Origin of the sequence: Enterobacter oligotrophicus (genome assembly GCF_009176645.1) — a bacterium.
GTDB classification, from domain to species: Bacteria; Pseudomonadota; Gammaproteobacteria; order Enterobacterales; family Enterobacteriaceae; genus Enterobacter; species Enterobacter oligotrophicus.
On sequence record NZ_AP019007.1, the window covers coordinates 1,864,987 to 1,890,883 of the forward strand.

At 55.1% G+C, this 25,897-nt stretch carries 26 protein-coding genes and 1 tRNA gene; 9 read left to right on the forward strand and 18 right to left on the reverse strand.

From position 1 onward, the window contains the following. Positions 1–51 precede the first annotated feature (51 nt). Complete coding sequence (rsmI, locus tag EoCCA6_RS08935; protein ID WP_152082384.1) at positions 52–915, reverse strand: 16S rRNA (cytidine(1402)-2'-O)-methyltransferase; 864 nt, start codon at positions 913–915, stop codon at positions 52–54. A 60-nt stretch (positions 916–975) separates the two neighbouring features. Between rsmI and EoCCA6_RS08940 the strand changes: the two genes are divergently transcribed. The 4 genes from EoCCA6_RS08940 to dolP are packed head-to-tail and all read left to right on the forward strand — an operon-like array spanning position 976 to position 4,646. After that, a complete protein-coding gene (locus tag EoCCA6_RS08940; RefSeq protein ID WP_152082385.1) occupies positions 976–3,096 on the forward strand; it encodes a penicillin-binding protein activator in 2,121 nt (706 codons plus the stop codon). Next, positions 3,054–3,449: a YraN family protein gene (locus EoCCA6_RS08945; protein ID WP_152082386.1), complete on the forward strand. Its 396-nt coding sequence runs from the start codon at positions 3,054–3,056 to the stop codon at positions 3,447–3,449. Before EoCCA6_RS08940 ends, EoCCA6_RS08945 begins: the two co-directional genes overlap by 43 nt. Positions 3,450–3,470: 21 nt before the next feature. After that, complete coding sequence (diaA, locus tag EoCCA6_RS08950; protein ID WP_045331019.1) at positions 3,471–4,061, forward strand: DnaA initiator-associating protein DiaA; 591 nt, start codon at positions 3,471–3,473, stop codon at positions 4,059–4,061. Positions 4,062–4,070: 9 nt separating this feature from the next. After that, positions 4,071–4,646, forward strand: a complete 576-nt coding sequence (gene dolP, locus EoCCA6_RS08955; protein WP_152082387.1) for a division/outer membrane stress-associated lipid-binding lipoprotein — start codon at positions 4,071–4,073, stop codon at positions 4,644–4,646. Between the two features lie 50 nt (positions 4,647–4,696). Here the strand turns inward: dolP and EoCCA6_RS08960 are convergent, their stop codons facing one another. Continuing rightward, entirely contained in the window at positions 4,697–5,734 is a 1,038-nt protein-coding gene (locus tag EoCCA6_RS08960) for a permease (RefSeq protein ID WP_152082388.1), read from the reverse strand. A 40-nt stretch (positions 5,735–5,774) separates the two neighbouring features. After that, positions 5,775–6,419, reverse strand: coding sequence for an NAD(P)H-binding protein (locus EoCCA6_RS08965; protein ID WP_152082389.1), 645 nt, complete (start codon positions 6,417–6,419; stop codon positions 5,775–5,777). A gap of 127 nt (positions 6,420–6,546) precedes the next feature. On the opposite strand from EoCCA6_RS08965, the gene EoCCA6_RS08970 reads away from it, so the two are divergent. Next, a complete protein-coding gene (locus EoCCA6_RS08970; RefSeq protein WP_152082390.1) occupies positions 6,547–7,065 on the forward strand; it encodes a type 1 glutamine amidotransferase domain-containing protein in 519 nt (172 codons plus the stop codon). On the opposite strand, the gene EoCCA6_RS08975 is transcribed toward EoCCA6_RS08970, so the two are convergent. Continuing rightward, complete coding sequence (locus tag EoCCA6_RS08975) at positions 7,045–7,479, reverse strand: YhbP family protein (protein WP_152082391.1); 435 nt, start codon at positions 7,477–7,479, stop codon at positions 7,045–7,047. The two genes, EoCCA6_RS08970 and EoCCA6_RS08975, sit on opposite strands and share 21 nt — an antisense overlap. 55 nt (positions 7,480–7,534) lie before the next feature. On the opposite strand from EoCCA6_RS08975, the gene EoCCA6_RS08980 reads away from it, so the two are divergent. After that, on the forward strand, positions 7,535–7,822 hold the full coding sequence (locus EoCCA6_RS08980) for a GIY-YIG nuclease family protein (RefSeq protein ID WP_152082392.1): 288 nt from the start codon (positions 7,535–7,537) through the stop codon (positions 7,820–7,822). On the opposite strand, the gene EoCCA6_RS08985 is transcribed toward EoCCA6_RS08980, so the two are convergent. Together EoCCA6_RS08985 and ubiT are read right to left on the reverse strand one after the other, a co-directional pair. Next, positions 7,809–8,312 (reverse strand): GNAT family N-acetyltransferase, encoded by a 504-nt coding sequence (locus tag EoCCA6_RS08985; RefSeq protein ID WP_152082393.1) that lies wholly within the window; start codon positions 8,310–8,312, stop codon positions 7,809–7,811. The genes EoCCA6_RS08980 and EoCCA6_RS08985 overlap by 14 nt on opposite strands. After that, positions 8,306–8,830 carry a ubiquinone anaerobic biosynthesis accessory factor UbiT gene (gene ubiT / locus EoCCA6_RS08990; RefSeq protein ID WP_152082394.1) on the reverse strand — a complete coding sequence of 175 codons (525 nt, stop codon included), beginning with the start codon at positions 8,828–8,830 and terminating at the stop codon, positions 8,306–8,308. The genes EoCCA6_RS08985 and ubiT overlap by 7 nt, the downstream gene beginning before the upstream one ends. Before the next feature lie 220 nt (positions 8,831–9,050). Here ubiT and ubiU point away from each other — a divergent pair, with 220 nt between their 5' ends. The 3 genes from ubiU to EoCCA6_RS09005 all read left to right on the forward strand — a co-directional run bounded on the left by ubiU (position 9,051) and on the right by EoCCA6_RS09005 (position 12,019). Continuing rightward, complete coding sequence (ubiU, locus tag EoCCA6_RS08995) at positions 9,051–10,046, forward strand: ubiquinone anaerobic biosynthesis protein UbiU (protein WP_152082395.1); 996 nt, start codon at positions 9,051–9,053, stop codon at positions 10,044–10,046. A 7-nt stretch (positions 10,047–10,053) separates the two neighbouring features. Beyond that, the gene (locus tag EoCCA6_RS09000) at positions 10,054–10,932 is read left to right on the forward strand and encodes a U32 family peptidase (protein WP_152082396.1); all 879 of its coding nucleotides are present in this window, start codon (positions 10,054–10,056) and stop codon (positions 10,930–10,932) included. A gap of 79 nt (positions 10,933–11,011) precedes the next feature. Further along, positions 11,012–12,019 carry a luciferase-like monooxygenase gene (locus EoCCA6_RS09005; RefSeq protein ID WP_152082397.1) on the forward strand — a complete coding sequence of 336 codons (1,008 nt, stop codon included), beginning with the start codon at positions 11,012–11,014 and terminating at the stop codon, positions 12,017–12,019. An 88-nt stretch (positions 12,020–12,107) separates the two neighbouring features. Here the strand turns inward: EoCCA6_RS09005 and mtr are convergent, their stop codons facing one another. From mtr to EoCCA6_RS09065, 12 genes are all read right to left on the reverse strand, one after another. Then, positions 12,108–13,352 carry a tryptophan permease gene (mtr, locus tag EoCCA6_RS09010; protein WP_152082398.1) on the reverse strand — a complete coding sequence of 415 codons (1,245 nt, stop codon included), beginning with the start codon at positions 13,350–13,352 and terminating at the stop codon, positions 12,108–12,110. A gap of 141 nt (positions 13,353–13,493) precedes the next feature. Next, a complete protein-coding gene (locus EoCCA6_RS09015; RefSeq protein ID WP_152082399.1) occupies positions 13,494–15,389 on the reverse strand; it encodes a DEAD/DEAH family ATP-dependent RNA helicase in 1,896 nt (631 codons plus the stop codon). After that, on the reverse strand, positions 15,382–15,462 hold the full coding sequence (gene yrbN, locus EoCCA6_RS09020; protein ID WP_097397692.1) for a protein YrbN: 81 nt from the start codon (positions 15,460–15,462) through the stop codon (positions 15,382–15,384). The genes EoCCA6_RS09015 and yrbN overlap by 8 nt, the downstream gene beginning before the upstream one ends. A 107-nt stretch (positions 15,463–15,569) precedes the next feature. Then, the gene (gene nlpI, locus EoCCA6_RS09025) at positions 15,570–16,454 is read right to left on the reverse strand and encodes a lipoprotein NlpI (protein WP_152082400.1); all 885 of its coding nucleotides are present in this window, start codon (positions 16,452–16,454) and stop codon (positions 15,570–15,572) included. A gap of 110 nt (positions 16,455–16,564) precedes the next feature. Then, positions 16,565–18,703: a polyribonucleotide nucleotidyltransferase gene (gene pnp, locus EoCCA6_RS09030; protein ID WP_152082401.1), complete on the reverse strand. Its 2,139-nt coding sequence runs from the start codon at positions 18,701–18,703 to the stop codon at positions 16,565–16,567. A gap of 242 nt (positions 18,704–18,945) precedes the next feature. Continuing rightward, positions 18,946–19,215, reverse strand: a complete 270-nt coding sequence (rpsO, locus tag EoCCA6_RS09035) for a 30S ribosomal protein S15 (RefSeq protein WP_003861789.1) — start codon at positions 19,213–19,215, stop codon at positions 18,946–18,948. 155 nt (positions 19,216–19,370) lie between these two features. After that, complete coding sequence (truB, locus tag EoCCA6_RS09040; protein ID WP_152082402.1) at positions 19,371–20,321, reverse strand: tRNA pseudouridine(55) synthase TruB; 951 nt, start codon at positions 20,319–20,321, stop codon at positions 19,371–19,373. Next, positions 20,321–20,725, reverse strand: coding sequence for a 30S ribosome-binding factor RbfA (gene rbfA / locus EoCCA6_RS09045; protein WP_152082403.1), 405 nt, complete (start codon positions 20,723–20,725; stop codon positions 20,321–20,323). Before rbfA ends, truB begins: the two co-directional genes overlap by 1 nt. Positions 20,726–20,831: 106 nt before the next feature. Next, on the reverse strand, positions 20,832–23,519 hold the full coding sequence (infB, locus tag EoCCA6_RS09050; protein WP_152082404.1) for a translation initiation factor IF-2: 2,688 nt from the start codon (positions 23,517–23,519) through the stop codon (positions 20,832–20,834). Between the two features lie 24 nt (positions 23,520–23,543). Further along, on the reverse strand, positions 23,544–25,046 hold the full coding sequence (gene nusA, locus EoCCA6_RS09055) for a transcription termination factor NusA (protein WP_028017046.1): 1,503 nt from the start codon (positions 25,044–25,046) through the stop codon (positions 23,544–23,546). Between the two features lie 28 nt (positions 25,047–25,074). Then, positions 25,075–25,527: a ribosome maturation factor RimP gene (gene rimP / locus EoCCA6_RS09060; protein ID WP_152082405.1), complete on the reverse strand. Its 453-nt coding sequence runs from the start codon at positions 25,525–25,527 to the stop codon at positions 25,075–25,077. Between the two features lie 207 nt (positions 25,528–25,734). After that, positions 25,735–25,811 (reverse strand) — tRNA-Met (locus EoCCA6_RS09065). Positions 25,812–25,897 lie beyond the last annotated feature (86 nt).

Consider the following 25,897-nt stretch of genomic DNA (forward strand, 5'->3'; position numbering starts at 1 on the left):
TTATAAGCCGGGCAAGCGCAGCTCTGCCCGGCAAAACAAACGAGTAAAAATTTACTCCCCCTGCTGCTCCAGCGCATACTTATACAGCGCATTTTTCTTCACGCCATGGATCTCAGCCGCCAGCGCAGCCGCTTTCTTAAGAGGCAATTCTGCCTGCAGAAGCGCCAGCGTGCGCAGCGCATCGGCTGGCAGGGCATCCTCTTCCGCTTTATGCCCTTCAACAATCAGCACCATTTCGCCTTTGCGACGGTTTTCGTCTTCCTTCACCCACGCCAGCAGTTCACCCACTGGCGCACCGTAGATGGTTTCCCAGGTTTTGGTCAGCTCGCGCGCCAGCACCACGTAGCGGCCTTCGCCCCAGACGGTGACCATGTCTTCCAGGCTTTCCAGCAGACGATGGGTGGATTCGTAGAAAATCAGCGTGCGCGGTTCGGCTTCCAGGTCTTTTAACACATCGCGACGGCCTTTGGATTTAGCTGGCAGGAAACCTTCATAGCAGAAACGATCGGACGGCAGACCCGCAGCGCTTAGCGCCGCAATGGCAGCACACGGCCCCGGCAACGGCACCACGCGGATGCCCGCTTCACGGCAGGTACGCACCAGATGGTAGCCAGGATCGTTAATCAGCGGCGTCCCCGCGTCGGAGACCAGCGCAATGTTCTGCCCCTCTTTCAGCTTCGCGACCAGCGTGTCGGCTTTTTGTTGCTCATTGTGATCGTGCAGGGCAAACAAACGGGCGTTAATTGCGAAGTGTTGCAGCAGTAGCCCCGTATGACGGGTATCTTCAGCGGCAATTAAATCAACAGCTTGCAATACGGTCAGCGCACGTTGGGTAATATCAGACAAATTCCCGATAGGAGTAGGTACAATATAAAGCTGGCCTTGAGAATTATCTGCCGTTTCGTGTTGTTTCATTGTTTAGTCCGTATTGCCGATTTAATATTGAGCATTGCGTAAAAAATCACTGGATACAGTATGGTACCGTTAACGTTTCTTCGAACAAAAGCCGCGCGCAGCGTGCCGCTTCTGCTGGCAGCCCTGATCTTTGCAGGCTGTGGCACCCAGGCACCCGACCAGAGCACTGCCCATATGCAGGGTTCCGCTCAGGCTGATTCTGGCTTTTATCTGCAACAAATGTCGCAGAGCTCAAATGATACCAGGATCAACTGGCAATTACTCGCCATTCGTGCACTGCTGAAAGAAGGCAAAACGCAGCAGGCCGCCGAACTGTTCAACCAGTTGCCGCAGGATCTTAACGACACACAGCGTCGTGAGCAGAGCTTACTGTCTGCCGAGCTGAAAGTGGCGCAGAAAGATTACGCGGCGGCGAAAAAGACCCTCGGCAGCATTGACCTGAGCGCGCTGGATAAAAACCAGCAGGCCCGCTTCTGGCAGGCGGGCATCACGGCGGAGCAGGGCCGTCCTTCGCTGCAACTTCTTCGCGCGTTGATCGCGCAAGAGCCATTGCTTAGCGGTGCGGATAAGCAAAAAAATATCGATGCCACCTGGCAGGCGCTGGCCTCCATGACCCAGGAACAAGCCCAGACTCTGGTCATTAACGCGGATGAGAACGTGCTGCAGGGCTGGCTGGATCTACAGCAAATGTGGTTCAACAACCGCAGCGATCCCAACATGCTGAAAGCCGGTATCACCGACTGGCAGACCCGCTATCCGCAAAATCCTGGTGCCAAAATGCTGCCAACGCAGCTGGTGAATGTGCAGAACTTTAAACCCGCGTCCACCAGCAAAATCGCCCTGCTACTGCCATTGAACGGCCAGGCAGCGGTGTTTGGTCGTACCATTCAGCAGGGTTTTGAAGCCGCGAAAAACGGTACGACTGCGGTGACCGGCAGTGCGGTTCCAATGCAGGCGGCGCAGGCAGCGAATGTGAACGATGTTGTCAGCCCTTCTGCGGCAGAGACCAGCGATTTGACCACTGCACAAACGCCTGCGCAGGGCACAATACAGAACCCGGTCACGGCACCGACCACGCCTCCGGCTGCGGCACCTGCACCTGCCGTTCAGGCTCCGGTCGATGCGGAACAGACGCCACCGCAGACAACTCAGCCAGAACAGCAACCGGCAGCACAGCCACAGGCTGTTGCAACCACCAGCGCTAACCCTGGTGCTGAGCTGAAAATTTACGACACCAGCGCACAGCCGCTTGACCAGGTTCTGGCGCAGGTTCAGCAGGACGGGGCCAGTATCGTTGTTGGCCCGCTGCTGAAAAATAACGTCGAAGCGCTGATGAAAAGCAATACCACGCTGAACGTGCTGGCGCTCAACCAGCCTGAGCAGGTGCAGAATCGCGCTAACATCTGCTATTTCGCGCTTTCTCCTGAAGACGAAGCCCGCGATGCAGCACGTCACATTCACGAGCAGGGGAAACAGGCCCCCTTACTGCTGATCCCACGCAGTGCACTGGGTGACCGCGTGGCAACTGCGTTTGCCGAAGAGTGGCAGAAGATCGGCGGCGGCGTAGTGCTGCAGCAGAAATTTGGCTCTGCTTCTGAACTGAGAGCAGGCGTAAACGGCGGCGCGGGTATTGCGCTCAACGGTAGTCCGGTCACCGCAAGCCTGCCGCAGCAGCAGAGCGTGACCATCGGTGGCCTGACTATCCCTGCCCCGCCAACCGATGCGCAGATCAGCGGTGGCGGCAAAGTGGATGCGGCTTATATCGTTGCCACACCGGAAGAGATCGCCTTTATCAAGCCAATGATCGCGATGCGTAATGGCAGCCAGAGCGGTGCAACGCTCTATGCCAGCTCGCGCAGCGCGCAAGGCACGGCAGGCCCGGATTTCCGTCTGGAAATGGAAGGCTTGCAGTACAGCGAGATCCCCATGCTGGCGGGCAGCAACCCGGCGCTGATGCAGCAGGCGCTGAGCGCAGTGCGTAACGACTACTCTCTGGCGCGTCTGTACGCCATGGGCGTGGATGCATGGGCGCTGGCAAACCACTTTACCCAGATGCGTCAGGTGCCGGGCTTTGAGCTTAACGGCAACACCGGCGATCTGACCGCCACTCAGGATTGTGTGATTAACAGGAAGTTATCATGGCTCAAATACCAGCAGGGGCAGATCGTCCCGGCCAGTTAAGCCGCAAACAGACCGGCGATGCGTGGGAGTTAAAAGCGCGTCGCTGGCTTGAAGGCAAAGGACTGCGCTTTATCGCCGCGAACGTGCGTGGACGTGGCGGCGAAATCGACCTGATTATGAAAGATGGTCAGGTCACCGTGTTTGTAGAAGTGCGTTTCCGACAGTCGTCCCGTTTTGGCGGTGCTGCCGCCAGCGTGACGCTCGCCAAACAACATAAATTATTACAGACTGCCCACTTGTGGCTTGCCCGCCATAATGGGAGTTTTGATACTGTGGATTGCCGGTTCGATGTGGTAGCCTTCACCGGAAACGAGATCGACTGGCTGAAAAACGCTTTTGGCGAAGACGCATAATTAAGATTTAAAAGGGATAACGTGCTCGAAAGAATTAAAGTGTGCTTCACGGAAAGCATTCAAACGCAGATTGCCGCGGCAGAAGCCCTGCCGGATGCGATCTCCCGCGCAGCGATGACGCTGGTCCAGTCTCTGCTCAACGGCAACAAAATCCTCTGTTGTGGCAATGGCACCTCCGCCGCCAACGCACAGCATTTTGCTGCCAGCATGATCAATCGTTTTGAAACAGAACGCCCAAGTTTGCCTGCTATTGCACTAAATACCGATAATGTGGTCTTAACTGCGATTGCAAACGATCGTCTGCATGACGAGATTTACGCAAAGCAGGTGCGCGCCTTAGGCCATACCGGAGACGTGCTGCTGGCAATCTCCACGCGCGGCAACAGCCGGGATATCGTCAAAGCCGTTGAAGCTGCGGTGACCCGCGATATGACCATCGTTGCGTTAACCGGCTATGACGGCGGTGAGCTGGCCGGTCTGCTGGGGCCGCAGGATGTGGAGATCCGCATTCCTTCACACCGTAGCGCTCGCATCCAGGAGATGCATATGCTCACGGTGAACTGTTTATGCGATTTGATCGATAACACGCTTTTCCCTCACCAGGATGATTAAGGAGTTCTAATGAAGGCTTTATCGACCCTCGCAGTCGTGATGTCTGCACTGCTACTTCAGGGATGTATCGCGGCTGCCGTTGTGGGTACGGCAGCTGTCGGTACCAAAGCGGCGACCGATCCGCGCTCTGTCGGCACGCAGGTTGATGACGGTACGCTGGAGCTGCGCGTTAACAGTGCGCTGTCGAAAGACGAACAGATCAAGAAAGAAGCGCGCATCAACGTGACGGCATACCAGGGCAAAGTGCTGCTGGCAGGCCAGGCACCGAATATGGATCTCGCCAACCGCGCCAAACAGATTGCAATGGGTGTCGAAGGGACGTCAGAGGTATTTAACGAAGTGCGTCAGGGCCAGCCGATTGGTCTGGGCACGGCGTCGTCCGATACCTGGATCACCACCAAAGTACGTTCCCAGTTGTTGGGTACAGACCAGGTGAAATCCTCAAACGTGAAAGTCACCACCGAGAACGGCGAAGTGTTCCTGCTGGGCCTGGTGACTGAACGTGAAGGCAAAGCGGCAGCGGATATCGCCAGCCGGGTGAGCGGCGTGAAGCACGTCACCACCGCGTTTACCTACATTAAGTAATCCACACCTGACTGCAGGCCCGGTAAGCGCTAGCGCCACCGGGCTTTTTTTTAAACCAACGCAATACTTCCCACAATCACCCCACTTAACACCACCAGCCCCGCCGTTAACCACAGCGCTTTCGCCGGGAAAGACTTACGCAACATGATAAGCGACGGCAGGCTTACCGCCGGTAGCGTGATTAACAGCGCCAGCGCCGGCGCGGTGCCCATACCGGCCAGCATCATGGTCTGGACAATTGGAATTTCCGCCGCCGTTGGGATCACAAACAGGCACCCTGCCACCGCCATCGCAATCACCCACAGCAGAGAATTATCAATAGCGCCATCCGCATGCGGGAACAGCCAGACGCGCGCCGCTCCCAGCACCAGTACCGCCAGGATATAAACCGGGATGGTGCTCCAGAAAAGCTGCCACAGCGCTTTGCCCCAGCGGGCGAAGAAACCGCCCTGCGGCTCGCTGACGTCAAGCTCAACAGACGCAGGCTCCACCGTTTTGTCTTTCACCAGATATTGCACCAGCGTCGCCACCACCAGTACCGTCAGTAGCCCTGCAACCAGGCGGATAAACGCGAAATACCAGCCGAGAACAAAACCCATAAACACCAGCGTTGCCGGATTGAGCAGCGGGTTACCCATCCAGAATGCCAGCGCACCGCCCATCGACACGCGCTGACGGCGCATGCCTGCCGCAACTGGCGCAGCGCAGCAGGAGCACATCATGCCCGGCAGAGAGAAAATCGTCCCCAGTAGCGTGCCCTGAAAGCGTGGCTGGCCTAACGTTTTCACCAGCCAGTGGCGCGGGATCAACACCTGTATCAGTGAACCCAGCAGCACGCCTAACACAGCGGCTTTCCAGACGGCAAGGAAGTAGACCATCGCATAATCCCACGCCGCCTGAAGCGGGCTGGAATCCGCCTGGGCGAGAATGGATTTACCGATGCTGTGCGTGTCGGCGGCGGTGAAGGCTTTACCGTAATACGGCTGCCATTTCACGTACCAGAGGCCAATGATGACCACGAGAAAGAAGAGTGCGGGCTTCCACCACTGAACAGGTGTTGCCGCCTGAGATGAAGACTGACCAGTCATAGCATTCCCCGGAGAGTATTATTTAATAAGCTCGGGGAGTTTACGCCTCGCCCTGCGCGATTTCACGCAGTTTTGCCGAAGGAATAATGTTCACGCCCTCTTTCGAGGGAGCTAACGCCTCTTTCAGCATCGCGCGCGCCACATCCCGTGCTTCGATGGATTTCCAGTTACCGGGAAGGATGCGGAACAGAGGGGCGAAAAACGACTCGTTAAAACGGCGTTCGTCGCGGTGCCCAAGCAGCATAGAGGGGCGCACGATCGTCAATTGTTCCCAGTTTTGCGCAATCAGCGCATCTTCCATCTTGCCCTTCACCTTGTTGTAGAAGAAGGGCGAGCTTGCGTTCGCGCCATGCGCGCTAACCACCAGGAAATGTTTCGCACCCAGCTTTTTCGCCGTCAGGGCGGTATCCACCACCAGCGTGTAGTCGGCATGGACAAACGCTTCTTTACTGCCCGCCTCGCGACGCGTCGTACCGAGGCAGCAAAAAGCAATATCAATCGGGTCCTGCACCTGCGCCAGCGCATCAGTCAGTTGGGGATCACAGGGATTAAAGACGCCGGATATGTCAGCAAGCGGGCGACGCGTCGGCGCAGCGATGTAATTCACCTTGCGCTCCTGGAGCAGCAACCGCAGCAGGTGTCCACCCACCAGCCCTGTTGCACCTGTAATCAGTACCTGGCTCATCTCTCCCCCTTTACAGAATTGTCCGTTTGCGATTTCAACCAGCTCTACCACACTTAAAAGTCTGTTCAGGTAAGTATTTACCACAAACGGGAAATAAACAGTCTGAAGCGAAAACAACGGAGGAACCATGGGTAAAAAAATCGCAGTCCTGATTACCGACGAGTTTGAAGATTCAGAGTTCACCTCTCCTGCAGAGGCATTCCGCAAGGCGGGACATGAGGTCATCACCATTGAGAAAGAGGCGGGTAAAACCGTGAAAGGCCACAAAGGCGAAGCCAGCGTGACGATTGACGAATCTATTGATAACGTCAGTCCGTCTGATTTCGATGCCCTGCTGTTACCCGGCGGCCATTCACCGGATTCCCTGCGCGGAGACGAACGCTTCGTGACCTTCACCCGCGACTTCGTTAACACTGGCAAGCCGGTCTTTGCCATTTGCCACGGCCCGCAACTGCTGATCAGCGCCGACGTGGTACGCGGGCGTAAGCTCACCGCCGTGAAACCGATCGTTATCGATCTGAAAAATGCGGGCGCGGAGTTTTACGATCAGGAGGTGGTCAACGATAAAGATCAGTTGATCACCAGCCGAACCCCGGACGATCTGCCCGCCTTTAACCGTGAAGCGCTACGCCTGCTCGGTGCGTAACCAGTGCAGCTTTTTGCCAAAGCCCAGCGTGTTGTCGGTAAATTTCAGCTCATCGAGGCGGATTTCCCACACCGGTGCGTTTAAGGCAGCGGCAACCGGGAAGCGGCGCGTATAGCGTTTACGTTGCGCGTCGCTCTCTTCTCCGTCGAGGCGACGGATCTCCCCTTTAAACTGCAGGCCGCGGATCAGCGCGACCGTTTTCGGCTGGCCGTTAACCGTACCTGCAACCTTTGCCTGCTGGCCCGTCATTTGCGCGTGACGCGTTTTGTCTTCACTCATGACATAGAAAGCTACGCGCTCAGGATCGTAGAAGTAGAACGCGTTCGCACACCACATCTCCCCTTCGCTATACACGCACCAGGTAACAACATGCTGCTTCGCCAGCCAGCGGTTGATGGCGACCAGTGTTTCCATTTTCGTTCTCTCTCGTGCTATGGTGCGTTCACCTTAACATACTGAACTTTATACCGTGTGCTGGTTTCTCTATCTTGTCCGAACGGCTGATAACGCACTCTACACCGGGATCACCACCGATGTGGCGCGGCGTTTCCTGCAACATCAAACGGGAAAAGGGGCAAAAGCGCTGCGGGGGAAAGGGGAATTAGAGTTGGCCTTTTCTGCCGCCGTGGGCGACAGATCGCTGGCGCTCAGGCTGGAATACCGCATTAAGCAGCTCACAAAGCGCCAGAAAGAGCGCCTCGTCACCGGAGATGGCTCCTTTGAGGCGCTACGCGAAAGCCTGATTAAAAGCGATTGAAATGGTCGTGGTATTCCACCAGACCATTAACCCCGTTCAGCGCGTCATCCGCCAGACGATGCACCTGGAACGCGGATTCAGTGCCCGGCCAGCGACAGCGCAGATCGTAATGCGCCGCCTGCTCGAAGCCCAGGCGACCATAAAACGCCGGATCACCCAGCGCAACAACCGCCGCGTAGCCAAACTCGTTCAGTGAATCCAGCCCTTCGTAAACCAGCTGGCGCGCAAGCCCCTGCCCACGGTAGTGTTCATCAACCGCCAGCGGTGCCATTCCTACCCACTGTAGCTCTTCGCCCTGAACGGTAACCGGGCTGAAAGCAACATAGCCAACCACCTGACCTTCGTCATCGGTGGCAACCAGCCCCAGTGTAATCAGGCCGTCTTCGCGGAGATCGTGAACCAGTTGAGCTTCCGCATCGCTCGCAAAAGCGCGGCGTAACAGCGCATCAATACCTGGTGCATCAATCCCAATTTCGACTCGAATCAGCATGGCTCACCTACTGAAGTGTGTTTACTTTCCGGCGGGGTTTTCAACCCGGCCTCAACGAAATCTGCCATTTGCATCAACATGATACGCAGTGCTTTTGGCATCTGATCCAGCTCAATAGCATCCATCAAATTTTTAACGTACAGGCCGAGTTCCGTGTCACCTTCAATGACCAGACGGCGCTGGAAAAAGAGTGTATCCGGATCTTGCTTACGTGCCGCGATCATCAGCAGATCGCTGGCATTGGCGCTAAAGCTCACGTCCGCCTCAGCGGACTCCTGCACAATTAACTGGTCGTTCTCGACCGAGGTAAACCAGCGCAGCCCAATATCACGGACATTAATACTCAGCCAGCGGCCTTCCAGAAACTCCAGCTCGCCGTCCTGCAGCGCCTGGCGGAATTGCCAGCTCAGCACCTGCTCCAGCACCTGGCGTTTTAGCGCAAACGGTGCCAGTTTTACCGGTACGCTCAGCATTGATGGGCCAAATTGTACGAGACGTGAACGCAGTTTATCCAGCACGAGCTTTACTCCCTGATATCTATAGTCCTGTTATTTTGCCATATCCCTGCGAGAACATAGCGGCGTAAATCAACAAACCGTCGTCCGGTGTACCTCATTATTGGTGTCATCAATACGCCATTAGCTGCCTTAAATCAAAAATTGTCGCGTATGGGTTAATTAAAATCCCAGTTCGTTAACAATTTTGCGATCGCTGCGATCGACAACATCAGGATAAATTATGGAGCTGCTCTGCCCTGCCGGAAACCTTCCGGCGCTTAAGGCGGCCATCGAAAATGGGGCCGATGCGGTCTATATCGGGCTGAAAGATGATACTAACGCCCGCCATTTTGCTGGTCTTAACTTTACGGAAAAAAAGCTCCAGGAAGCCGTTAACTTCGTTCATCAGCATCGCCGTAAGCTGCATATTGCCATCAATACCTTTGCCCATCCTGATGGCTACGCCCGCTGGCAGCGCGCGGTGGATATGGCGGCACAACTGGGTGCCGACGCGTTAATCCTGGCCGACCTCGCCATGCTTGAGTATGCGGCAGAACGTTATCCGCATATTGAGCGCCACGTCTCTGTTCAGGCATCCGCCACCAACGAAGAAGCGGTGCGTTTTTATCATCAACACTTTGACGTCGCCCGCGTGGTGCTGCCGCGTGTGCTCTCTATTCATCAGGTTAAGCAACTCGCGCGCGTCACGCCAGTGCCGCTGGAAGTTTTTGCCTTTGGTAGCCTGTGCATTATGGCCGAAGGGCGGTGTTATCTTTCCTCCTATTTAACCGGTGAATCACCGAACACCGTAGGTGCCTGCTCGCCTGCCCGCTTTGTTCGCTGGCAGCAAACCCCGCAGGGGCTGGAGTCTCGCCTGAACGACGTGCTGATCGACCGCTACCAGGACGGTGAAAACGCAGGTTACCCGACGCTGTGTAAAGGCCGTTACCTGGTCGACGGCGAGCGTTACCACGCGCTGGAAGAACCAACCAGCCTCAACACGCTGGAGCTGCTGCCGGAACTGCTGGCGGCGAATATTGCCTCGGTGAAAATTGAAGGACGCCAGCGCAGCCCGGCCTACGTGAGCCAGGTGGCGAAAGTGTGGCGTCAGGCCATTGACCGCTGCATGGCCGACCCGCAGAACTATGCTCCGCAACCGGCCTGGATGGAGACGCTTGGCGCGATGTCCGAAGGCACACAAACCACGCTTGGTGCGTACCACCGTAAATGGCAGTGAGATAACCATGAAATATTCATTAGGGCCGGTGCTTTACTACTGGCCAAAAGAGACGCTGGAAGACTTTTACCTGCAGGCGGCAACCAGCAGTGCCGATGTGATTTATCTCGGTGAAGCCGTCTGCAGCAAGCGCCGCGCCACCAAAGTGGGCGACTGGCTGGATATGGCGAAAAGCCTCGCCAGAAGCGGCAAACAGGTAGTCCTCTCCACGCTCGCGCTGGTGCAGGCCTCGTCCGAACTGGGCGAACTGAAACGCTACGTCGAGAACGGTGAGTTCCTGCTGGAAGCAAGCGACCTGGGCGTGGTGAACATGTGCGCCGAACGCAAGCTGCCGTTTGTCGCCGGACATGCGCTGAACTGTTATAACGCGGTGACCCTGCGCCTGCTGCTCAAACAGGGAATGACGCGCTGGTGCATGCCGGTGGAGCTTTCTCGCGACTGGCTGGTGAATCTGCTGGACCAGTGCGATGAGTTAGGCATTCGCAACCAGTTTGAAGTGGAAGTGCTGAGCTACGGTCATCTGCCGCTGGCCTACTCTGCCCGCTGCTTTACCGCACGCTCGGAAGACCGTCCGAAAGACGAGTGTGAAACCTGCTGCATTAAGTACCCGAACGGTCGCAGTATGCTTTCTCAGGAGAATCAGCAGGTATTTGTCCTGAACGGCATTCAGACCATGAGCGGCTACGTGTATAACCTTGGCAACGAGCTGGCGTCGATGAAAGGTCTGGTGGATATGGTGCGTCTGTCGCCGCTGGATACCAGCGTATTTGCGATGCTGGATGCCTTCCGCGCCAATGAACACGGCGCATCACCGCTGCCGCTGACGGCGAACAGCGATTGCAATGGTTACTGGAAACGACTGGCAGGGCTGGAGTTACAGGTTTAAAAAAAGCTCGCTTTGTTAACAACGTGTATTCATTTTTAATGCACTATTAAAAGATACGCTGTCGACAAAGTGAGCTGTTATGACTGATAAAACCATTCCGTTCTCGGTGCTGGATTTGGCACCGATCCCACAGGGCTCCTCAGCGCGAGAGGCCTTTTCACACTCTCTCGATCTTGCTCAACTGGCTGAAAAGCGCGGCTATCACCGCTACTGGCTGGCGGAGCACCACAACATGGTGGGCATCGCCAGCGCCGCCACCTCGGTACTGATTGGTTATCTGGCAGCAAACACCACGACCCTGCACCTGGGCTCCGGCGGCGTGATGCTGCCCAACCACGCCCCGCTGGTTATCGCCGAGCAGTTCGGTACGCTCAATACCCTCTATCCGGGCCGTATTGATTTAGGGCTTGGCCGTGCTCCAGGCAGTGACCAGCCGACCATGCGTGCCCTGCGCCGCCATATGAGCGGTGATATCGATAACTTCCCGCGCGACGTGGCGGAGCTGGTGGACTGGTTCGACGCGCGTGACCCTAACCCGCACGTGCGGCCGGTGCCGGGTTATGGCGAGAAGATCCCGGTGTGGCTGTTAGGCTCAAGTCTGTACAGCGCGCAGCTTGCCGCGCAACTGGGGCTGCCGTTTGCGTTTGCCTCGCACTTCGCGCCGGATATGCTGCACCAGGCACTGCATCTTTATCGCACGAACTTCAAACCGTCCGGGCGTCTGGAGAAGCCATACGCAATGGTGTGCATCAACATCATTGCCGCCGACAGCAATCGCGACGCGGAATTCCTGTTTACCTCCATGCAGCAGGCCTTTGTGAAGCTGCGTCGCGGCGAAACCGGACAGCTTCCACCGCCGGTAGAAAATATGCATCAGCTGTGGTCTGCGTCAGAGCAGTATGGCGTGCAGCAGGCGCTGAGCATGTCGCTGGTAGGTGATAAGGCGAAAGTGCGTCACGGGCTGGAAGCGGTGCTGCGAGAGACGCAGGCGGACGAGATTATGGTTAACGGCCAGATTTTCGATCACCAGGCACGTTTGCATTCGTTTGATTTAGCGATGCAGGTGAAAGAGGAGCTGGTGGGGTAGCCATTGTTTTGCCCGGTGGCGCTTCGCTTACCGGGCCTACAGGAACCCGTAGGCCGGATAAGGCGTAGCCGCCATCCGGCACAAAGACTTACTGATACACTGGCAACAGATTAAAGCTCGACAGCACATGTACCAGCGCGTTGCCGATACCGAACACCAGAATCAGGGCAATCATCGGCTTGCCGCCCCAGACGCGGAATTTCGGGCTACCGAAGCGTTTACGTGATTTACGCGCCAGCAACGCCGGCACAATCGCCGCCCAGATGGTTGCCGCCAGTCCGGCATAGCCGATGGCGTACAGGAAGCCGTTCGGCCACAGCAGACCGCCCACAATCGGCGGCAGGAAGGTCAACAGTGCGGTTTTGAAGCGTCCCATCGCAGAATCATCAAAACCAAACAGATCCGCCAGATAGTCAAACAGGCCCAGCGTCACGCCGAGGAAAGAGCTTGCTACTGCAAAGTTAGAGAAGACCACCAGCAGCAGATCCAGGCTGCGGCTGTTCAGCACGCCACTCAGCGCCTGCACCAGCACATCGATGTTTCCGCCCTTCTGCGCAATGCCGATAAATTCCGGACGTGGGATGTTGCCCATCGTTCCCAGCAGCCAAATCACATACAGCCCCAGCGCCAGCAGCGTGCCGTAAACCAGACACTTCACAATCGTGCGCGGATCTTTGCCGTAGTATTTCATCAGGCTTGGCACATTACCGTGATAGCCAAACGACGCCAGACAGAACGGCAGGGTCATCAGCAGGTACGGTGTGTAAGAGGTGTTCACTTCCGCCACGTTAAACAGCGTCGCGGGTGTCACATGCCCAAGCAGGCTGCCAAACGTCAGGAAGAAGGTGATGACCTTTGCACCCAGCACGATCGCCGTCATGCGACTCACGGCTTTGGTACTCATCCAGACAATAAACGCCACGCCCAGCGCGAAGCATAGCCCGGCCAGACGCGCCGGCACGTTCAGCGACATCTCCGAGAAGGTATGATGCAGAATCGAGCCGCTCGCGGAGATGTACGCGTAGGTCAGGATATAGAGCACAAACGCGATAGAAAGCCCGTTCACCAGGTTCCAGCCTTTCCCCAGCAGGTCTTTGGTGATGGTGTCGAAGCTGGAGCCAATGCGGTAGTTCAGGTTGGCTTCAAGGATCATCAACCCGGAATGGAGCATACAGAACCAGGTAAACACCAGCGCCGCCAGCGACCAGAAGAACCACGCACCGGACATGACCACAGGCAGGGAGAACATCCCCGCACCAATGATGGTTCCGCCGATGATCACCACGCCGCCAAGCAGCGAAGGTGATGTTTGGGTGGTGGTTAGTGTCGCCATACAGCCATTACTCCAGTCAAAAATGTGGTTTGAATTTTAATGCGCAGCACTGTACCAGTACAAGAGTACAAAAGGAATAAAAAAAGCCCCGATAGCATGTATCGGGGCTGTATATTTCACTTTACGTCAGAAACGCAGGGTTTACGCGTCACCAAAACGACGACGGCTCGCACCTTCTTCACGACGTGGGCCACGGTTTTCACGGCGTTCACCGGAGAAACGACGACCTTCACCACCACGACCTTCGCTACGACCGCCTTCACGACGCTCGCCACCGAAACCGCGACCACCGCCACGACGTTCGCCACCACGGTCAGGGCGTGGCTGCGCATCGCCCAGCAGCTGCATGTTCATCGGCTTGTTCAGGATGCGGGTACGCGTAAAGTGCTGCAGAACTTCACCCGGCATGCCTTTTGGCAGTTCGATGGTAGAGTGAGTACCGAACAGCTTGATGTTACCGATGTAACGGCTGCTGATATCGCCTTCGTTAGCAATCGCGCCAACGATGTGACGAACTTCAACACCATCATCACGGCCCACTTCAATGCGGTACAGTTCCATATCGCCCGCGTCACGACGCTCACGACGTGGACGGTCTTCACCACCACGCTCTGGACGATCACCACGTGGACCACGATCGTTGCGGTCACCACGACGTTCGAAACGATCGTCACGGTCACGGAACTCACGCTTAGGACGCATCGGCGCATCTGGTGGAACGATGAGCGTACGTTCGCCCTGTGCCATTTTCAGCAGTGCTGCAGCCAGAGTTTCGATATCCAGCTCTTCGCCTTCAGCGGTCGGCTGAATCTGAGACAGCAGTGCACGGTACTGATCCAGATCGCTGCTTTCCAGCTGCTGCTGTACTTTCGCGGCGAATTTTTCCAGACGGCGTTTGCCCAGCAGTTCTGCGTTTGGCAGTTCAGCTTCTGGAATGGTCAGCTTCATGGTGCGTTCGATGTTACGCAGCAGACGACGCTCGCGGTTTTCAACAAACAGCAGCGCACGGCCAGCACGACCCGCACGACCGGTACGGCCGATACGGTGAACGTAAGACTCGGAATCCATCGGGATGTCGTAGTTCACAACCAGGCTGATACGCTCAACGTCCAGACCACGTGCTGCCACGTCGGTTGCAATCAGGATATCCAGACGACCGTCTTTCAGACGCTCCAGCGTCTGCTCACGCAGAGCCTGGTTCATGTCGCCGTTCAGCGCTGCGCTGTTGTAGCCGCTACGCTCCAGTGCTTCAGCCACTTCCAGGGTCGCGTTTTTGGTACGAACGAAGATAATCGCCGCATCAAAATCTTCCGCTTCCAGGAAACGAACCAGCGCTTCGTTTTTACGCATGCCGTACACAGACCAGTAGCTCTGGCTGATGTCCGGGCGAGTGGTAACGCTGGACTGAATGCGCACTTCCTGCGGCTCTTTCATGAAGCGGCGGGTAATGCGACGGATCGCTTCTGGCATAGTTGCAGAGAACAGAGCGGTCTGATGACCTTCCGGGATCTGCGCCATGATGGTTTCTACGTCTTCGATGAAGCCCATACGCAGCATTTCATCTGCTTCATCCAGTACCAGACCGCTCAGTTTAGAGAGATCAAGCGTACCGCGCTTCAGGTGATCCAGCAGACGGCCCGGCGTACCGACAACAATCTGTGGACCCTGACGCAGGGCGCGTAACTGCACGTCATAACGCTGGCCACCGTACAGGGCGACCACGTTTACACCGCGCATATGTTTAGAGAATTCCGTCATGGCTTCAGCAACCTGAACAGCCAGTTCACGGGTTGGAGCCAGAACGAGGATCTGCGGTGCACGCAGGTCCGGATCGATGTTATTCAGCAGCGGCAGCGAGAACGCTGCAGTTTTACCGCTACCAGTCTGGGCCATGCCCAGCACGTCACGACCAGAAAGCAGGTGTGGGATACACTCAGCCTGGATCGGAGATGGTTTTTCGTAACCCAGATCGTTAAGGGCTTCAAGGATAGGAGCCTTCAGGCCCAGATCTGCAAAAGTGGTTTCGAATTCAGCCATGTAGTACAAGTGCCTCGATATTAATGGCGGCCAGTCTACTTAGCTCATCGTGAAAATGATTAGCAATTTTCATTGAAAAGTGTGAACCGGCTCAAAGTAGGTGTATTGACGAACAACAACGCCCTCACCAGTCAAGGTGATGGCAATCAAAAGATTACGGGCTGATGTTTATGTCGTCAGCTATTGCTGGTCCGATTCTGCCAGGTCATCTTGCTCCTGGCCCAAGAGCGATAATTCCAACAATGCATAACGGTGCTCAACGAAGTTGTGTACGTTGTTAGCAACCGCTAATTTGAACAGTGCCGTAGCGCTGTCCATATCCCCCAGACTTAGGTAATACTTACCTAAATAGAAGTTGGTTTCACTGAGATGCTCAGCGAGCGAGGTGTTATCCGTTGCGTCCGCCTTGAGGCGTTCCATCAGCGTTGATTCGCTAATGTTGCCCAGGTAGAACTCGACAATGTTCCATCCCCACTGTTCCTTGTCCGATTTCTCGAAGCGCTGTTTCAGTGCTTCTTTTGCCTGCTTCTCATCGAGCTTCTGCTCAACGATGTAAAGCCACAGGCTGCGGAAAGGATCATTAGGATCGTCTTGATAAAACGCCAGCAGATCATCTTGCGCTAACTTATCACGACCGCCGTAATACAATGCGATACCGCGATTCAAGTGCGCGTAGTTGTAAGTTGGATCAAGCTCAAGTACAGAATCAAACGCTTCATAGGCAGCATCAAAATTGCCTGCCTGCGTTAAATAAATGCCTAAGTAATTGAATACTTCAGGCATATCAGGTCGGATTGCCAGCGCTTGTGAAAAATCATTCCGCGCTAATGCCCTCAGACCGAGACTATCATACAACACTCCGCGCTCATATAAAAGCTGTGCGCGTTCGTCATCGGTTAAAGCCCGACTGGCAAGAATTTGTTCCATGCGTGCCAGAATCACTTCCTGCTGCAAAGTCGGTTGCAATGGCACTGCGAGGACTTCGCTCTTACGCCAGGCAGAGTTGCTGCATCCTGCCAGCGTTAAAGCTGTCGCAACGAAACACCAGCGCAAAAAAGGCTTCATTTCCCACTCCCGAAGACAACTATTGGATGAACGTCCTGTCCCCCGGCGGCTTAACAAGGCGTCCTGCCTGATAATAAGCCCTCCGCCGGAGCGGAGGGCAAATGGCAACCTTACTCGCCTTGCTGTTCTGCGGCCGGAGCTTCCGGCGCGGCAGCGGGCTGAGACTGCTCGGTCGCTTCTTTAATGCTCAGACGGATACGGCCCTGGCGATCAACTTCCAGAACTTTAACCGGCACTTCCTGACCCATCTGCAGGTAATCGGTCACTTTCTCAACGCGCTTGTCAGCGATCTGAGAGATGTGAACCAGACCTTCTTTACCGCCACCGATGGCAACGAATGCGCCAAAGTCAACGATACGGGTCACTTTACCATTGTAGATACGGCCCACTTCGATTTCTGCAGTGATTTCTTCGATGCGACGAATAGCGAATTTCGCTTTCTCGCCGTCGGTTGCTGCGATCTTCACAGTACCGTCATCTTCGATTTCAATGGTGGTGCCGGTTTCTTCGGTCAGCGCACGGATAACAGAACCGCCTTTACCGATGACATCTTTGATCTTGTCTGGATTGATCTTGATGGTGTGGATACGTGGTGCGAATTCAGAGATATCGCCACGCGGCGCGTTGATCGCCTGTTCCATCACGCCCAGGATGTGCAGACGCGCACCTTTAGCCTGGTTCAGCGCAACCTGCATGATCTCTTTGGTGATGCCTTCAATTTTGATATCCATCTGCAGCGCAGAGATACCGTCGCGGGAACCCGCGACTTTGAAGTCCATATCGCCCAGGTGATCTTCGTCGCCCAGGATATCAGACAGAACAACAAAGTTGTCGCCTTCTTTCACCAGACCCATTGCGATACCCGCAACAGCGGCTTTGATTGGCACGCCTGCATCCATCAGCGCCAGAGAGGCACCACACACGGAAGCCATAGATGAAGAACCGTTGGATTCGGTGATTTCAGAAACCACACGAACGGTGTACGGGAATTTGTCTGCTTCTGGCATCACTGCCAGCACGCCGCGCTTCGCCAGACGACCGTGACCAATTTCACGACGCTTCGGCGAACCAACCATACCGGTTTCACCTACGGAGTACGGAGGGAAGTTGTAGTGGAACAGGAAGCTGTCAGTGCGCTCGCCCATCAGTTCGTCGATGATCTGTGCGTCACGTGCCGTACCCAGGGTCGCGGTAACCAGCGCCTGCGTTTCACCACGGGTGAACAGCGCAGAACCGTGAGTACGTGGCAGTACGCCAGTACGCACATCCAGACCACGGATCATGTCTTTTTCGCGACCATCGATACGCGGCTCGCCTGCCAGTACGCGGCTACGAACAACGTTTTTCTCGATAGCGTGCAGGATTTCGCCAATTTCGTTAGCATCCAGCGTTTCGTCTTCGGCAACCAGGGTCGCGGTCACTTCAGATTTGATCACATCAACCTGAGCATAACGCTCCTGTTTGTCAGTGATACGGTACGCATCGCTCAGGCGAGATTCGGCCAGTGCAGCAACGCGGGCGTTCAGCGCGTCGTTTGCCGCTTCTGGCTGCCAGTCCCAACGTGGTTTACCGGCTTCTTTGACCAGGTCGTTGATGTTCTGGATAACAATCTGCTGCTGGTCGTGGCCAAATACCACAGCGCCCAGCATCTGGTCTTCGCTCAGCAGTTCCGCTTCGGATTCAACCATCAGCACTGCCGCTTCAGTACCGGCAACCACCAGGTCCAGCTTACTTTCTTTCAGCTCTTCCTGAGTCGGGTTCAGCACGTACTGGTCGTTGATGTAACCGACGCGCGCAGCACCGATTGGGCCGTTGAACGGGATACCAGACAGAGACAGGGCTGCGGATGCACCGATCATTGCAACGATGTCCGGGTTAACCTGAGGGTTAACGGAAACAACGGTCGCGATAACCTGTACTTCGTTCACGAAGCCTTCCGGGAACAGCGGACGAACCGGGCGGTCAATCAGACGCGCGATCAGGGTTTCGCCTTCGCTTGGACGGCCTTCGCGACGGAAGAAGCCACCAGGGATTTTACCGGCAGCGTAAGTACGCTCCTGGTAGTTAACGGTCAGCGGGAAGAAGTCCTGACCTGGTTTTGCTTTTTTCTGGCCAACAACGGTCACGAAAACCGCAGTGTCATCCATGCTTACCATAACAGCAGCAGTAGCCTGACGTGCCATCATGCCGGTTTCCAGCGTGACGGTATGCTGACCATACTGGAATTTACGAACGATCGGATTCAGCAAAATTCTGTCCTTTCTTAAATGTTTGACAGCACACCACCGGTGTGCTGACGATTTAACCCGACCTTCTTCGCATCCTCGCGACTAATGACAACCGACACCCCCATGGGTGAAGCCTCTCATTAGCCGCGCGAACCTCTGCAATGAAGATCATTTATAGCAACAATACAATAGTTTCCAGTGAATTGCTGCCGTCTGGTTGAAAAAAGGGGCCATCAGGCCCCCTTTTCTGAAACTCGCAAGACTTAGCGACGCAGACCCAGACGCTCGATCAGCGCGGTGTAACGTGCAACATCTTTACGTTTCAGGTAGTCGAGCAGTTTACGACGCTGAGAAACCATACGCAGCAGACCACGACGGCTGTGGTGATCTTTTTTGTGCTCTGCAAAGTGACCCTGCAGGTGGTTAATCTGTGCAGTCAGCAGTGCAACCTGAACTTCGGTAGAACCGCTGTCGTTAGTACCACGACCAAACTCAGAAACGATTTTAGCTTTAGCTTCAACGCTTAGAGACATTTTAAAACTCCAAAGTATAAAGAATGTAAGGATGCCGATCTCTAATTCAGCAATCCCAGTGTACGCCCTGCAAAATGTTAAACAATTTACCAGGCGTTAAGCGGCGATATTCTACTCGTCTCCCCTGCTTATCGCAAGGTGAGCTGTTATCGCCGTTAGCCTTCGACCGGATATTCAACGACCAGACGGCGCGGAGCAACGCGCCCTTCGCCGTCCATTTCACCCATGCCGATAAACTTACCCTCATCACCTTCAGTCACGCGAACCAGGCCGTCAAGCGGCGCTCCCGTCGTGCGAACCGGATTTCCGTTCTTAAAGTAAACGGACGATGTTAAAGGAAGATTAACAACCGGGAAGTCCGCCGCCGGGCTGTCCATCGGCATCAGCAATGGATCAAGCAAATCTGCCGGCGCAATCCCCTGCTCTTCTGCCTGTTCAACCAGCGCGCGAAGATGCTCAAGGGTCACCATCCGCTCGACCGGATATTTGCTGACCGCCAGACGACGCAGGTAAATCACATGCGCGCCGCAGCCCAGCTTTTCACCCAGATCGTCAATGATGGTCCGGATATAGGTCCCTTTCGAACAGTGCACTTCCAGCTCCAGCTCATCACCTTCGTGGCGAATAAAGAGCAGTTCATACACGGTAATTGGACGGGCTTCACGCGGGACATCAATGCCCTGACGCGCATATTCGTAGAGTTTTTTACCCTGATATTTCAGTGCCGAATACATCGACGGCACCTGCAGCGTGTCACCACGGAAGCTCTCCAGCGCAGCATCAAGTTGCTCTGCACTGAAGGTGACCGGACGCTCTTCCACCACCTGTCCATCAGCATCCGAAGTATCCGTACGCTGACCTAACCTGGCGATAACGCGATAACGCTTATCGGAATCCAGCAGGTACTGGGAGAACTTTGTCGCCTCTCCCAGACAGATCGGCAGCATACCGGTCGCCAGCGGGTCCAGCGCGCCCGTGTGACCTGCGCGGTTGGCATTAAAAATACGCTTCACTTTTTGCAGCACGTCGTTGCTGGATGCGCCCTGCGGTTTATCCAGCAGCAGCACGCCATGCACGTCACGACCGCGACGACGAGGACGACTCATCAGTCCTCCTTGCTGTCGTCCGCCGGGTTAACACGACGCTCATCGTCATGTTTCACCACGCTGGTTACCAGGTTGGACATGCGCATACCTTCGACCAGCGAGTTGTCGTAGAAGAAGGTCAGCTCAGGCACGATACGCAGGCGCATCGCTTTACCGAGCAGAGAGCGGATGAAGCCAGAGGCTTCCTGCAGCGCTTTAATGCCATTTTTCACTGCCGCTTCGTCCTGATCGTTCAGGAAGGTCACGAATACTTTGGCATATGCCAGGTCACGGGACATTTCTACGCCAGACACGGTGGTCATCATGCCGAGACGTGGGTCTTTAATTTCGCGTTGCAGGATAAGAGCGATCTCTTTTTGCATTTCCTGCGCTACGCGCTGCGGGCGACCAAATTCTTTCGCCATAATAAATTCTCCAGACAAAAAAGGGGCTAAAGCCCCTTTTTGAAATTATTGCCGGGTGGCGCTTCGCTTACCCGGCCTACGCTAGTTCATCTTCTGTGGACGAAGATTACGCGATGGTACGCTGGATTTCGATGATCTCGAACACTTCGATCATATCGCCAACGCGAACGTCGTTGTAGTTCTTCACACCGATACCACATTCCATGCCGTTACGGACTTCGTTAACGTCATCTTTGAAGCGGCGCAGGGATTCCAGCTCACCTTCGTAGATAACCACGTTGTCACGCAGTACGCGGATTGGGTTGTGGCGCTTAATCGTACCTTCGGTAACCATACAGCCCGCGATCGCACCGAATTTCGGTGATTTAAACACGTCACGTACTTCAGCCAGGCCGATGATCTGCTGTTTCAGCTCAGGCGACAGCATGCCGCTCATCGCTGCTTTCACTTCGTCGATCAGGTTATAGATGACGGAGTAGTAACGCAGATCCAGACTTTCAGCGTCGATAACTTTACGCGCAGAGGCGTCAGCACGAACGTTGAAGCCAACCAGGATGGCGTTGGACGCTGCAGCCAGGGTCGCGTCGGTTTCGGTGATACCACCTACGCCGGAGCCGATAATCTTCACTTTCACTTCGTCCGTAGACAGTTTCAGCAAGGAGTCGGAGATCGCTTCCACAGAACCCTGAACGTCAGCTTTCAGAACGATATTCACTTCGTGAACTTCGCCCTCGGTCATGTTCGCAAACATGTTTTCGAGTTTAGATTTCTGCTGACGAGCCAGTTTAACTTCACGGAATTTGCCCTGACGATACAGTGCAACTTCGCGCGCTTTCTTCTCGTCACGCACAACGGTCACTTCGTCACCGGCAGCCGGAACACCGGACAGACCCAGGATTTCCACTGGAATGGACGGACCCGCTTCCAGCACTTCCTGACCCAGTTCGTTACGCATCGCACGAACACGACCGTATTCAAAACCACACAGAACGATGTCGCCTTTGTTCAGCGTACCTTCGCGAACCAGAACGGTTGCAACCGGACCACGACCTTTATCCAGGAAGGATTCGATAACCGCGCCGCTCGCCATACCTTTACGAACCGCTTTCAGCTCCAGGACTTCAGCCTGCAGCAGAATAGCGTTCAGCAGGTCGTCGATACCGGTACCCGCTTTTGCTGATACAGGAATGAACTGCGCTTCGCCGCCCCACTCTTCCGGCATAACACCGTACTGAGACAGTTCGTTCTTCACGCGATCCAGATCGGCTTCTGGCTTATCGATTTTGTTGACTGCAACAACCAGAGGCACCTGCGCCGCTTTCGCGTGCTGGATAGCTTCGATGGTCTGCGGCATCACGCCGTCGTCTGCTGCAACAACCAGTACAACGATATCCGTTGCCTGAGCACCACGAGCACGCATTGAGGTGAACGCGGCGTGGCCTGGGGTATCCAGGAAGGTGATCATGCCGTTTTCAGTTTCTACGTGGTAAGCACCGATATGCTGGGTAATACCACCCGCTTCGCCGGATGCCACTTTAGTAGAACGAATGTAGTCAAGCAGAGAGGTTTTACCGTGGTCAACGTGGCCCATGATGGTCACCACTGGCGCACGCGGTTCAGCCGCAGCACCGGTATCACGGTCGCTCATGACTGCTTCTTCCAGCTCGTTTTCACGACGCAGGATAACTTTGTGGCCCATCTCTTCGGCAACCAGCTGTGCGGTTTCCTGGTCGATGACCTGGTTGATGGTCGCCATTGCGCCCAGCTTCATCATCGCTTTGATGACCTGAGAGCCTTTAACCGCCATCTTGTTCGCCAGATCGCCAACGGTGATGGTTTCGCCAATCACAACGTCACGGTTAACAGCCTGAGCTGGCTTCTGGAAGCCCTGCTGCAGTGCGGAACCTTTACGCTTACCGCCTTTACCACCGCGAACGGCAGCACGTGCTTCTTCACGGTCAGCTTTAGATTCAGCGTGCTTGTTGCCTTTTTTCGCCGGGCGTGCCGCTTTCGCGTTGCGACCACGGCCACGGCCGCCTTCTACTTCACGGTCGTTGTCGTCTTCAGCCTGACGCGCATGCTGAGAAGTGGTCACGTGATAGTCGCTGTTGTCTTCAGACGGTTCAGCGGTATTCACACCGTTCTTCTCGTTTTCTTCAGCCATACGGCGCGCTTCTTCAGCGACACGGCGAGCTTCTTCTTCGAGTTTGCGGCGTGCCTCTTCTTCCGCTTTACGCTTCAGCTCGGCAGCTTCATTTTCACGGCGGGCTTTTTCAGCCTGGGCGGTTTTGGTCATTTCGTCGGTCTGTTGATTGCTCACTTTGTCTTTTTCCGCAGCTTCACGCTTCACTTTATCACTTGCGTCGCGTTTCGCTTTTTCTGCGGCCTCACGTTCAGCTTTTAATTCTGCTTCACGTTTGGCAGTTGCTTCTGCCTCACGCTGAGCTTGTTCTTCCGCTTCACGCTGTGCCTGCTCTTCCGCAGCAAGGCGTTCTGCCTCTTGCGGATCACGTTTTACAAAGGTGCGTGTCTTGCGGACTTCAATTTGTACCGATTTGCTTTTGCCACCAGTACCAGGGATGTTCAACGTGCTGCGCGTTTTGCGCTGCAGCGTCAGCTTGTCAGGCGTAGAACCGTGTTCACGGTTCAGATGCGCTAACAAGGTTTGTTTTTCTTGCGCGGTTACCGAGTCATCAGCAGCCTTCGGGATCCCTGCATCAGCAAATTGCTGTACCAGGCGGTCCACGGAGGTCTGAATCTCAGCAGCCAGCGATTTTACAGTTACATCAGTCATGCTGTTCCTTCCTGCTACAGTTTATTACGCTTCGTCGCCGAACCAGCAAATATTACGTGCGGCCATGATGAGTTCGCCGGCTTTCTCGTCGGTTAAACCTTCGATATCAGCCAGGTCATCAACGCCTTGCTCAGCGAGATCTTCCAGCGTACAAACACCACGGGCAGCCAGCTTGAACGCAATCGCACGATCAAGACCTTCCAGATTCAGCAGGTCATCAGCCGGCTTCTTATCGCCAAGGCTTTCTTCCTGAGCCAGTGCCAGGGTGGTCAGTGCGTTTTTAGCGCGTTCACGCAGGGCTTCAACGGTTGGCTCATCCAGACCGTCAATTTCCAGCAGCTCTTTCATTGGCACGTAGGCCAGTTCTTCCAGCGTAGAGAAACCTTCTTCAACCAGAACAGTGGCGAAGTCTTCGTCAATGTCGAGGTACTTAGTGAAGGTATCGATCGCCGCGTGGGCTTCAGCCTGGTGCTTGGCCTGCAGGTCATCAACGGTCATCACGTTGAGTTCCCAGCCGCTCAGCTGTGACGCCAGACGAACGTTCTGACCGTTACGGCCAATCGCCTGCGCCAGGTTGCCCGCTTCAACAGCGATATCCATGGTGTGTTTGTCTTCGTCGACAACGATAGACGCCACATCCGCCGGAGCCATTGCGTTGATCACGAACTGCGCCGGGTTGTCGTCCCACAGAACGATATCGATACGCTCGCCGCCCAGCTCGGTAGAAACCGCCTGAACGCGCGCGCCACGCATACCGACGCAAGCACCAACCGGATCGATACGCTTGTCGTTGGTTTTCACCGCGATTTTCGCACGGGAACCCGGATCGCGAGCCGCAGCTTTGATCTCGATAACTTCTTCGCCGATTTCCGGTACTTCGATACGGAACAGTTCAACCAGCATTTCTGGTTTAGAACGGGTCACGAACAGCTGTGCGCCACGCGCTTCAGGGCGCACGGCATACAGCACACCGCGGATACGGTCGCCTGGGCGGAAGTTTTCACGCGGCAGCATGTCTTCACGCAGGATCACGGCTTCAGCGTTACCCGGCATCCCTTCGGATTTGATCTCCAGAGAGATGTTGTCGCGGTTCACTTTCTTCACCACACCGGTGATGATTTCGCCTTCCTGATCGCGGAACTGATCGACAACCAGCGCGCGCTCGGCTTCGCGCACTTTCTGCACGATAACCTGTTTAGCGGTCTGCGTGGTGATACGGTCGAAGGTCACAGATTCAATCTGATCTTCAACGTACTCGCCCACGTTCAGGCTTTCGTCTTCGAAACGTGCGGCTTCCAGCGTGATCTCTTTGGTCGGCTGGGTCACTTCTTCAACGATTACCCAACGACGGAATGTATCGAAGTCACCGCTTTTGCGATCGATTTCTACGCGAACATCGATCTCTTGTTCGTATTTTTTCTTGGTTGCCGTAGCCAGGGCACTTTCCAGCGCTTCGAAAATCTTCTCACGCGGCAGTGATTTCTCGTTGGAGACGGCTTCAACAACAGCCAAAATTTCTTTGTTCATCGCGGGCTTTTCACCTCAATCCAGACTGTTAAAAGTGGGGAACCAGGTTCGCCTTCTGGATATTACTCAGCGCGAACACTTCATCTTTGCCTTCGACTGCCACTGTGATCATTTCACCATCAACGGCTTTGATAATTCCCTGCCATTTACGGCGGTTCTGTACGGCCATACGCAGAACGAGAGCCACTTCTTCACCGGTAAAGCGCACATAGTGCTCGGCCGTGAACATCGGGCGATCGAGGCCAGGTGAGGAAACTTCCAGGTTGTACGCAACGGTAATCGGGTCTTCAACATCAAGAACCGCACTCACCTGGTGGCTAACATCAGCACAATCATCAACATTGATGCCATCTTCACTATCAATATAGATGCGCAGCGTCGATGTGCGGCCGCGAACGAATTCGATGCCGACCAGTTCGTAGCCCAGTGCTTCGACCGGTGCAGTAATCATCTCTGTTAATTTTTGCTCTAATGTGGACAAGCCCACCCCCAAGACATAAAAAAAGGGCGTAAAGCCCAGTTATTCTGTAGTCAGATAACAAAAAACCCCGATAAATCGGGGCTTTAGATAACTGAACCCTATAGCCACAACTGTGGCCTGGAGCACTCTCCGAAAGCATTTTTTCAAATCCAGCTACGAAGGCTCTACGTCTTCACAGTATATTTGAAAAAGAACTTTATGGGAAAGTGGTTGCGGGGGCCGGATTTGAACCGACGACCTTCGGGTTATGAGCCCGACGAGCTACCAGGCTGCTCCACCCCGCGCCTGAAACGTGGCAAATTCTACGCGTTTTAGGTAGAAAATGCAAATAATGCTGGGATTTGGTACCGAAGACGGGACGTAAAATCGG

Excerpts from the sequence above, each read along its gene's own strand:
- rsmI (WP_152082384.1), bottom strand. The coding sequence starts at position 915 with ATGAAACAACACGAAACGGCAGATAATTCTCAAGGCCAGCTTTATATT.
- EoCCA6_RS08940 (WP_152082385.1), top strand. The coding sequence starts at position 976 with ATGGTACCGTTAACGTTTCTTCGAACAAAAGCCGCGCGCAGCGTGCCG.
- EoCCA6_RS08945 (WP_152082386.1), top strand. The coding sequence starts at position 3,054 with ATGGCTCAAATACCAGCAGGGGCAGATCGTCCCGGCCAGTTAAGCCGC.
- dolP (WP_152082387.1), top strand. The coding sequence starts at position 4,071 with ATGAAGGCTTTATCGACCCTCGCAGTCGTGATGTCTGCACTGCTACTT.
- EoCCA6_RS08960 (WP_152082388.1), bottom strand. The coding sequence starts at position 5,734 with ATGACTGGTCAGTCTTCATCTCAGGCGGCAACACCTGTTCAGTGGTGG.
- EoCCA6_RS08965 (WP_152082389.1), bottom strand. The coding sequence starts at position 6,419 with ATGAGCCAGGTACTGATTACAGGTGCAACAGGGCTGGTGGGTGGACAC.
- EoCCA6_RS08970 (WP_152082390.1), top strand. The coding sequence starts at position 6,547 with ATGGGTAAAAAAATCGCAGTCCTGATTACCGACGAGTTTGAAGATTCA.
- EoCCA6_RS08975 (WP_152082391.1), bottom strand. The coding sequence starts at position 7,479 with ATGGAAACACTGGTCGCCATCAACCGCTGGCTGGCGAAGCAGCATGTT.
- EoCCA6_RS08985 (WP_152082393.1), bottom strand. The coding sequence starts at position 8,312 with ATGCTGATTCGAGTCGAAATTGGGATTGATGCACCAGGTATTGATGCG.
- ubiU (WP_152082395.1), top strand. The coding sequence starts at position 9,051 with ATGGAGCTGCTCTGCCCTGCCGGAAACCTTCCGGCGCTTAAGGCGGCC.
- EoCCA6_RS09000 (WP_152082396.1), top strand. The coding sequence starts at position 10,054 with ATGAAATATTCATTAGGGCCGGTGCTTTACTACTGGCCAAAAGAGACG.
- EoCCA6_RS09005 (WP_152082397.1), top strand. The coding sequence starts at position 11,012 with ATGACTGATAAAACCATTCCGTTCTCGGTGCTGGATTTGGCACCGATC.
- mtr (WP_152082398.1), bottom strand. The coding sequence starts at position 13,352 with ATGGCGACACTAACCACCACCCAAACATCACCTTCGCTGCTTGGCGGC.
- EoCCA6_RS09015 (WP_152082399.1), bottom strand. The coding sequence starts at position 15,389 with ATGGCTGAATTCGAAACCACTTTTGCAGATCTGGGCCTGAAGGCTCCT.
- yrbN (WP_097397692.1), bottom strand. The coding sequence starts at position 15,462 with ATGAAAATTGCTAATCATTTTCACGATGAGCTAAGTAGACTGGCCGCC.
- nlpI (WP_152082400.1), bottom strand. The coding sequence starts at position 16,454 with ATGAAGCCTTTTTTGCGCTGGTGTTTCGTTGCGACAGCTTTAACGCTG.
- rpsO (WP_003861789.1), bottom strand. The coding sequence starts at position 19,215 with ATGTCTCTAAGCGTTGAAGCTAAAGCTAAAATCGTTTCTGAGTTTGGT.
- truB (WP_152082402.1), bottom strand. The coding sequence starts at position 20,321 with ATGAGTCGTCCTCGTCGTCGCGGTCGTGACGTGCATGGCGTGCTGCTG.
- rbfA (WP_152082403.1), bottom strand. The coding sequence starts at position 20,725 with ATGGCGAAAGAATTTGGTCGCCCGCAGCGCGTAGCGCAGGAAATGCAA.
- infB (WP_152082404.1), bottom strand. The coding sequence starts at position 23,519 with ATGACTGATGTAACTGTAAAATCGCTGGCTGCTGAGATTCAGACCTCC.
- nusA (WP_028017046.1), bottom strand. The coding sequence starts at position 25,046 with ATGAACAAAGAAATTTTGGCTGTTGTTGAAGCCGTCTCCAACGAGAAA.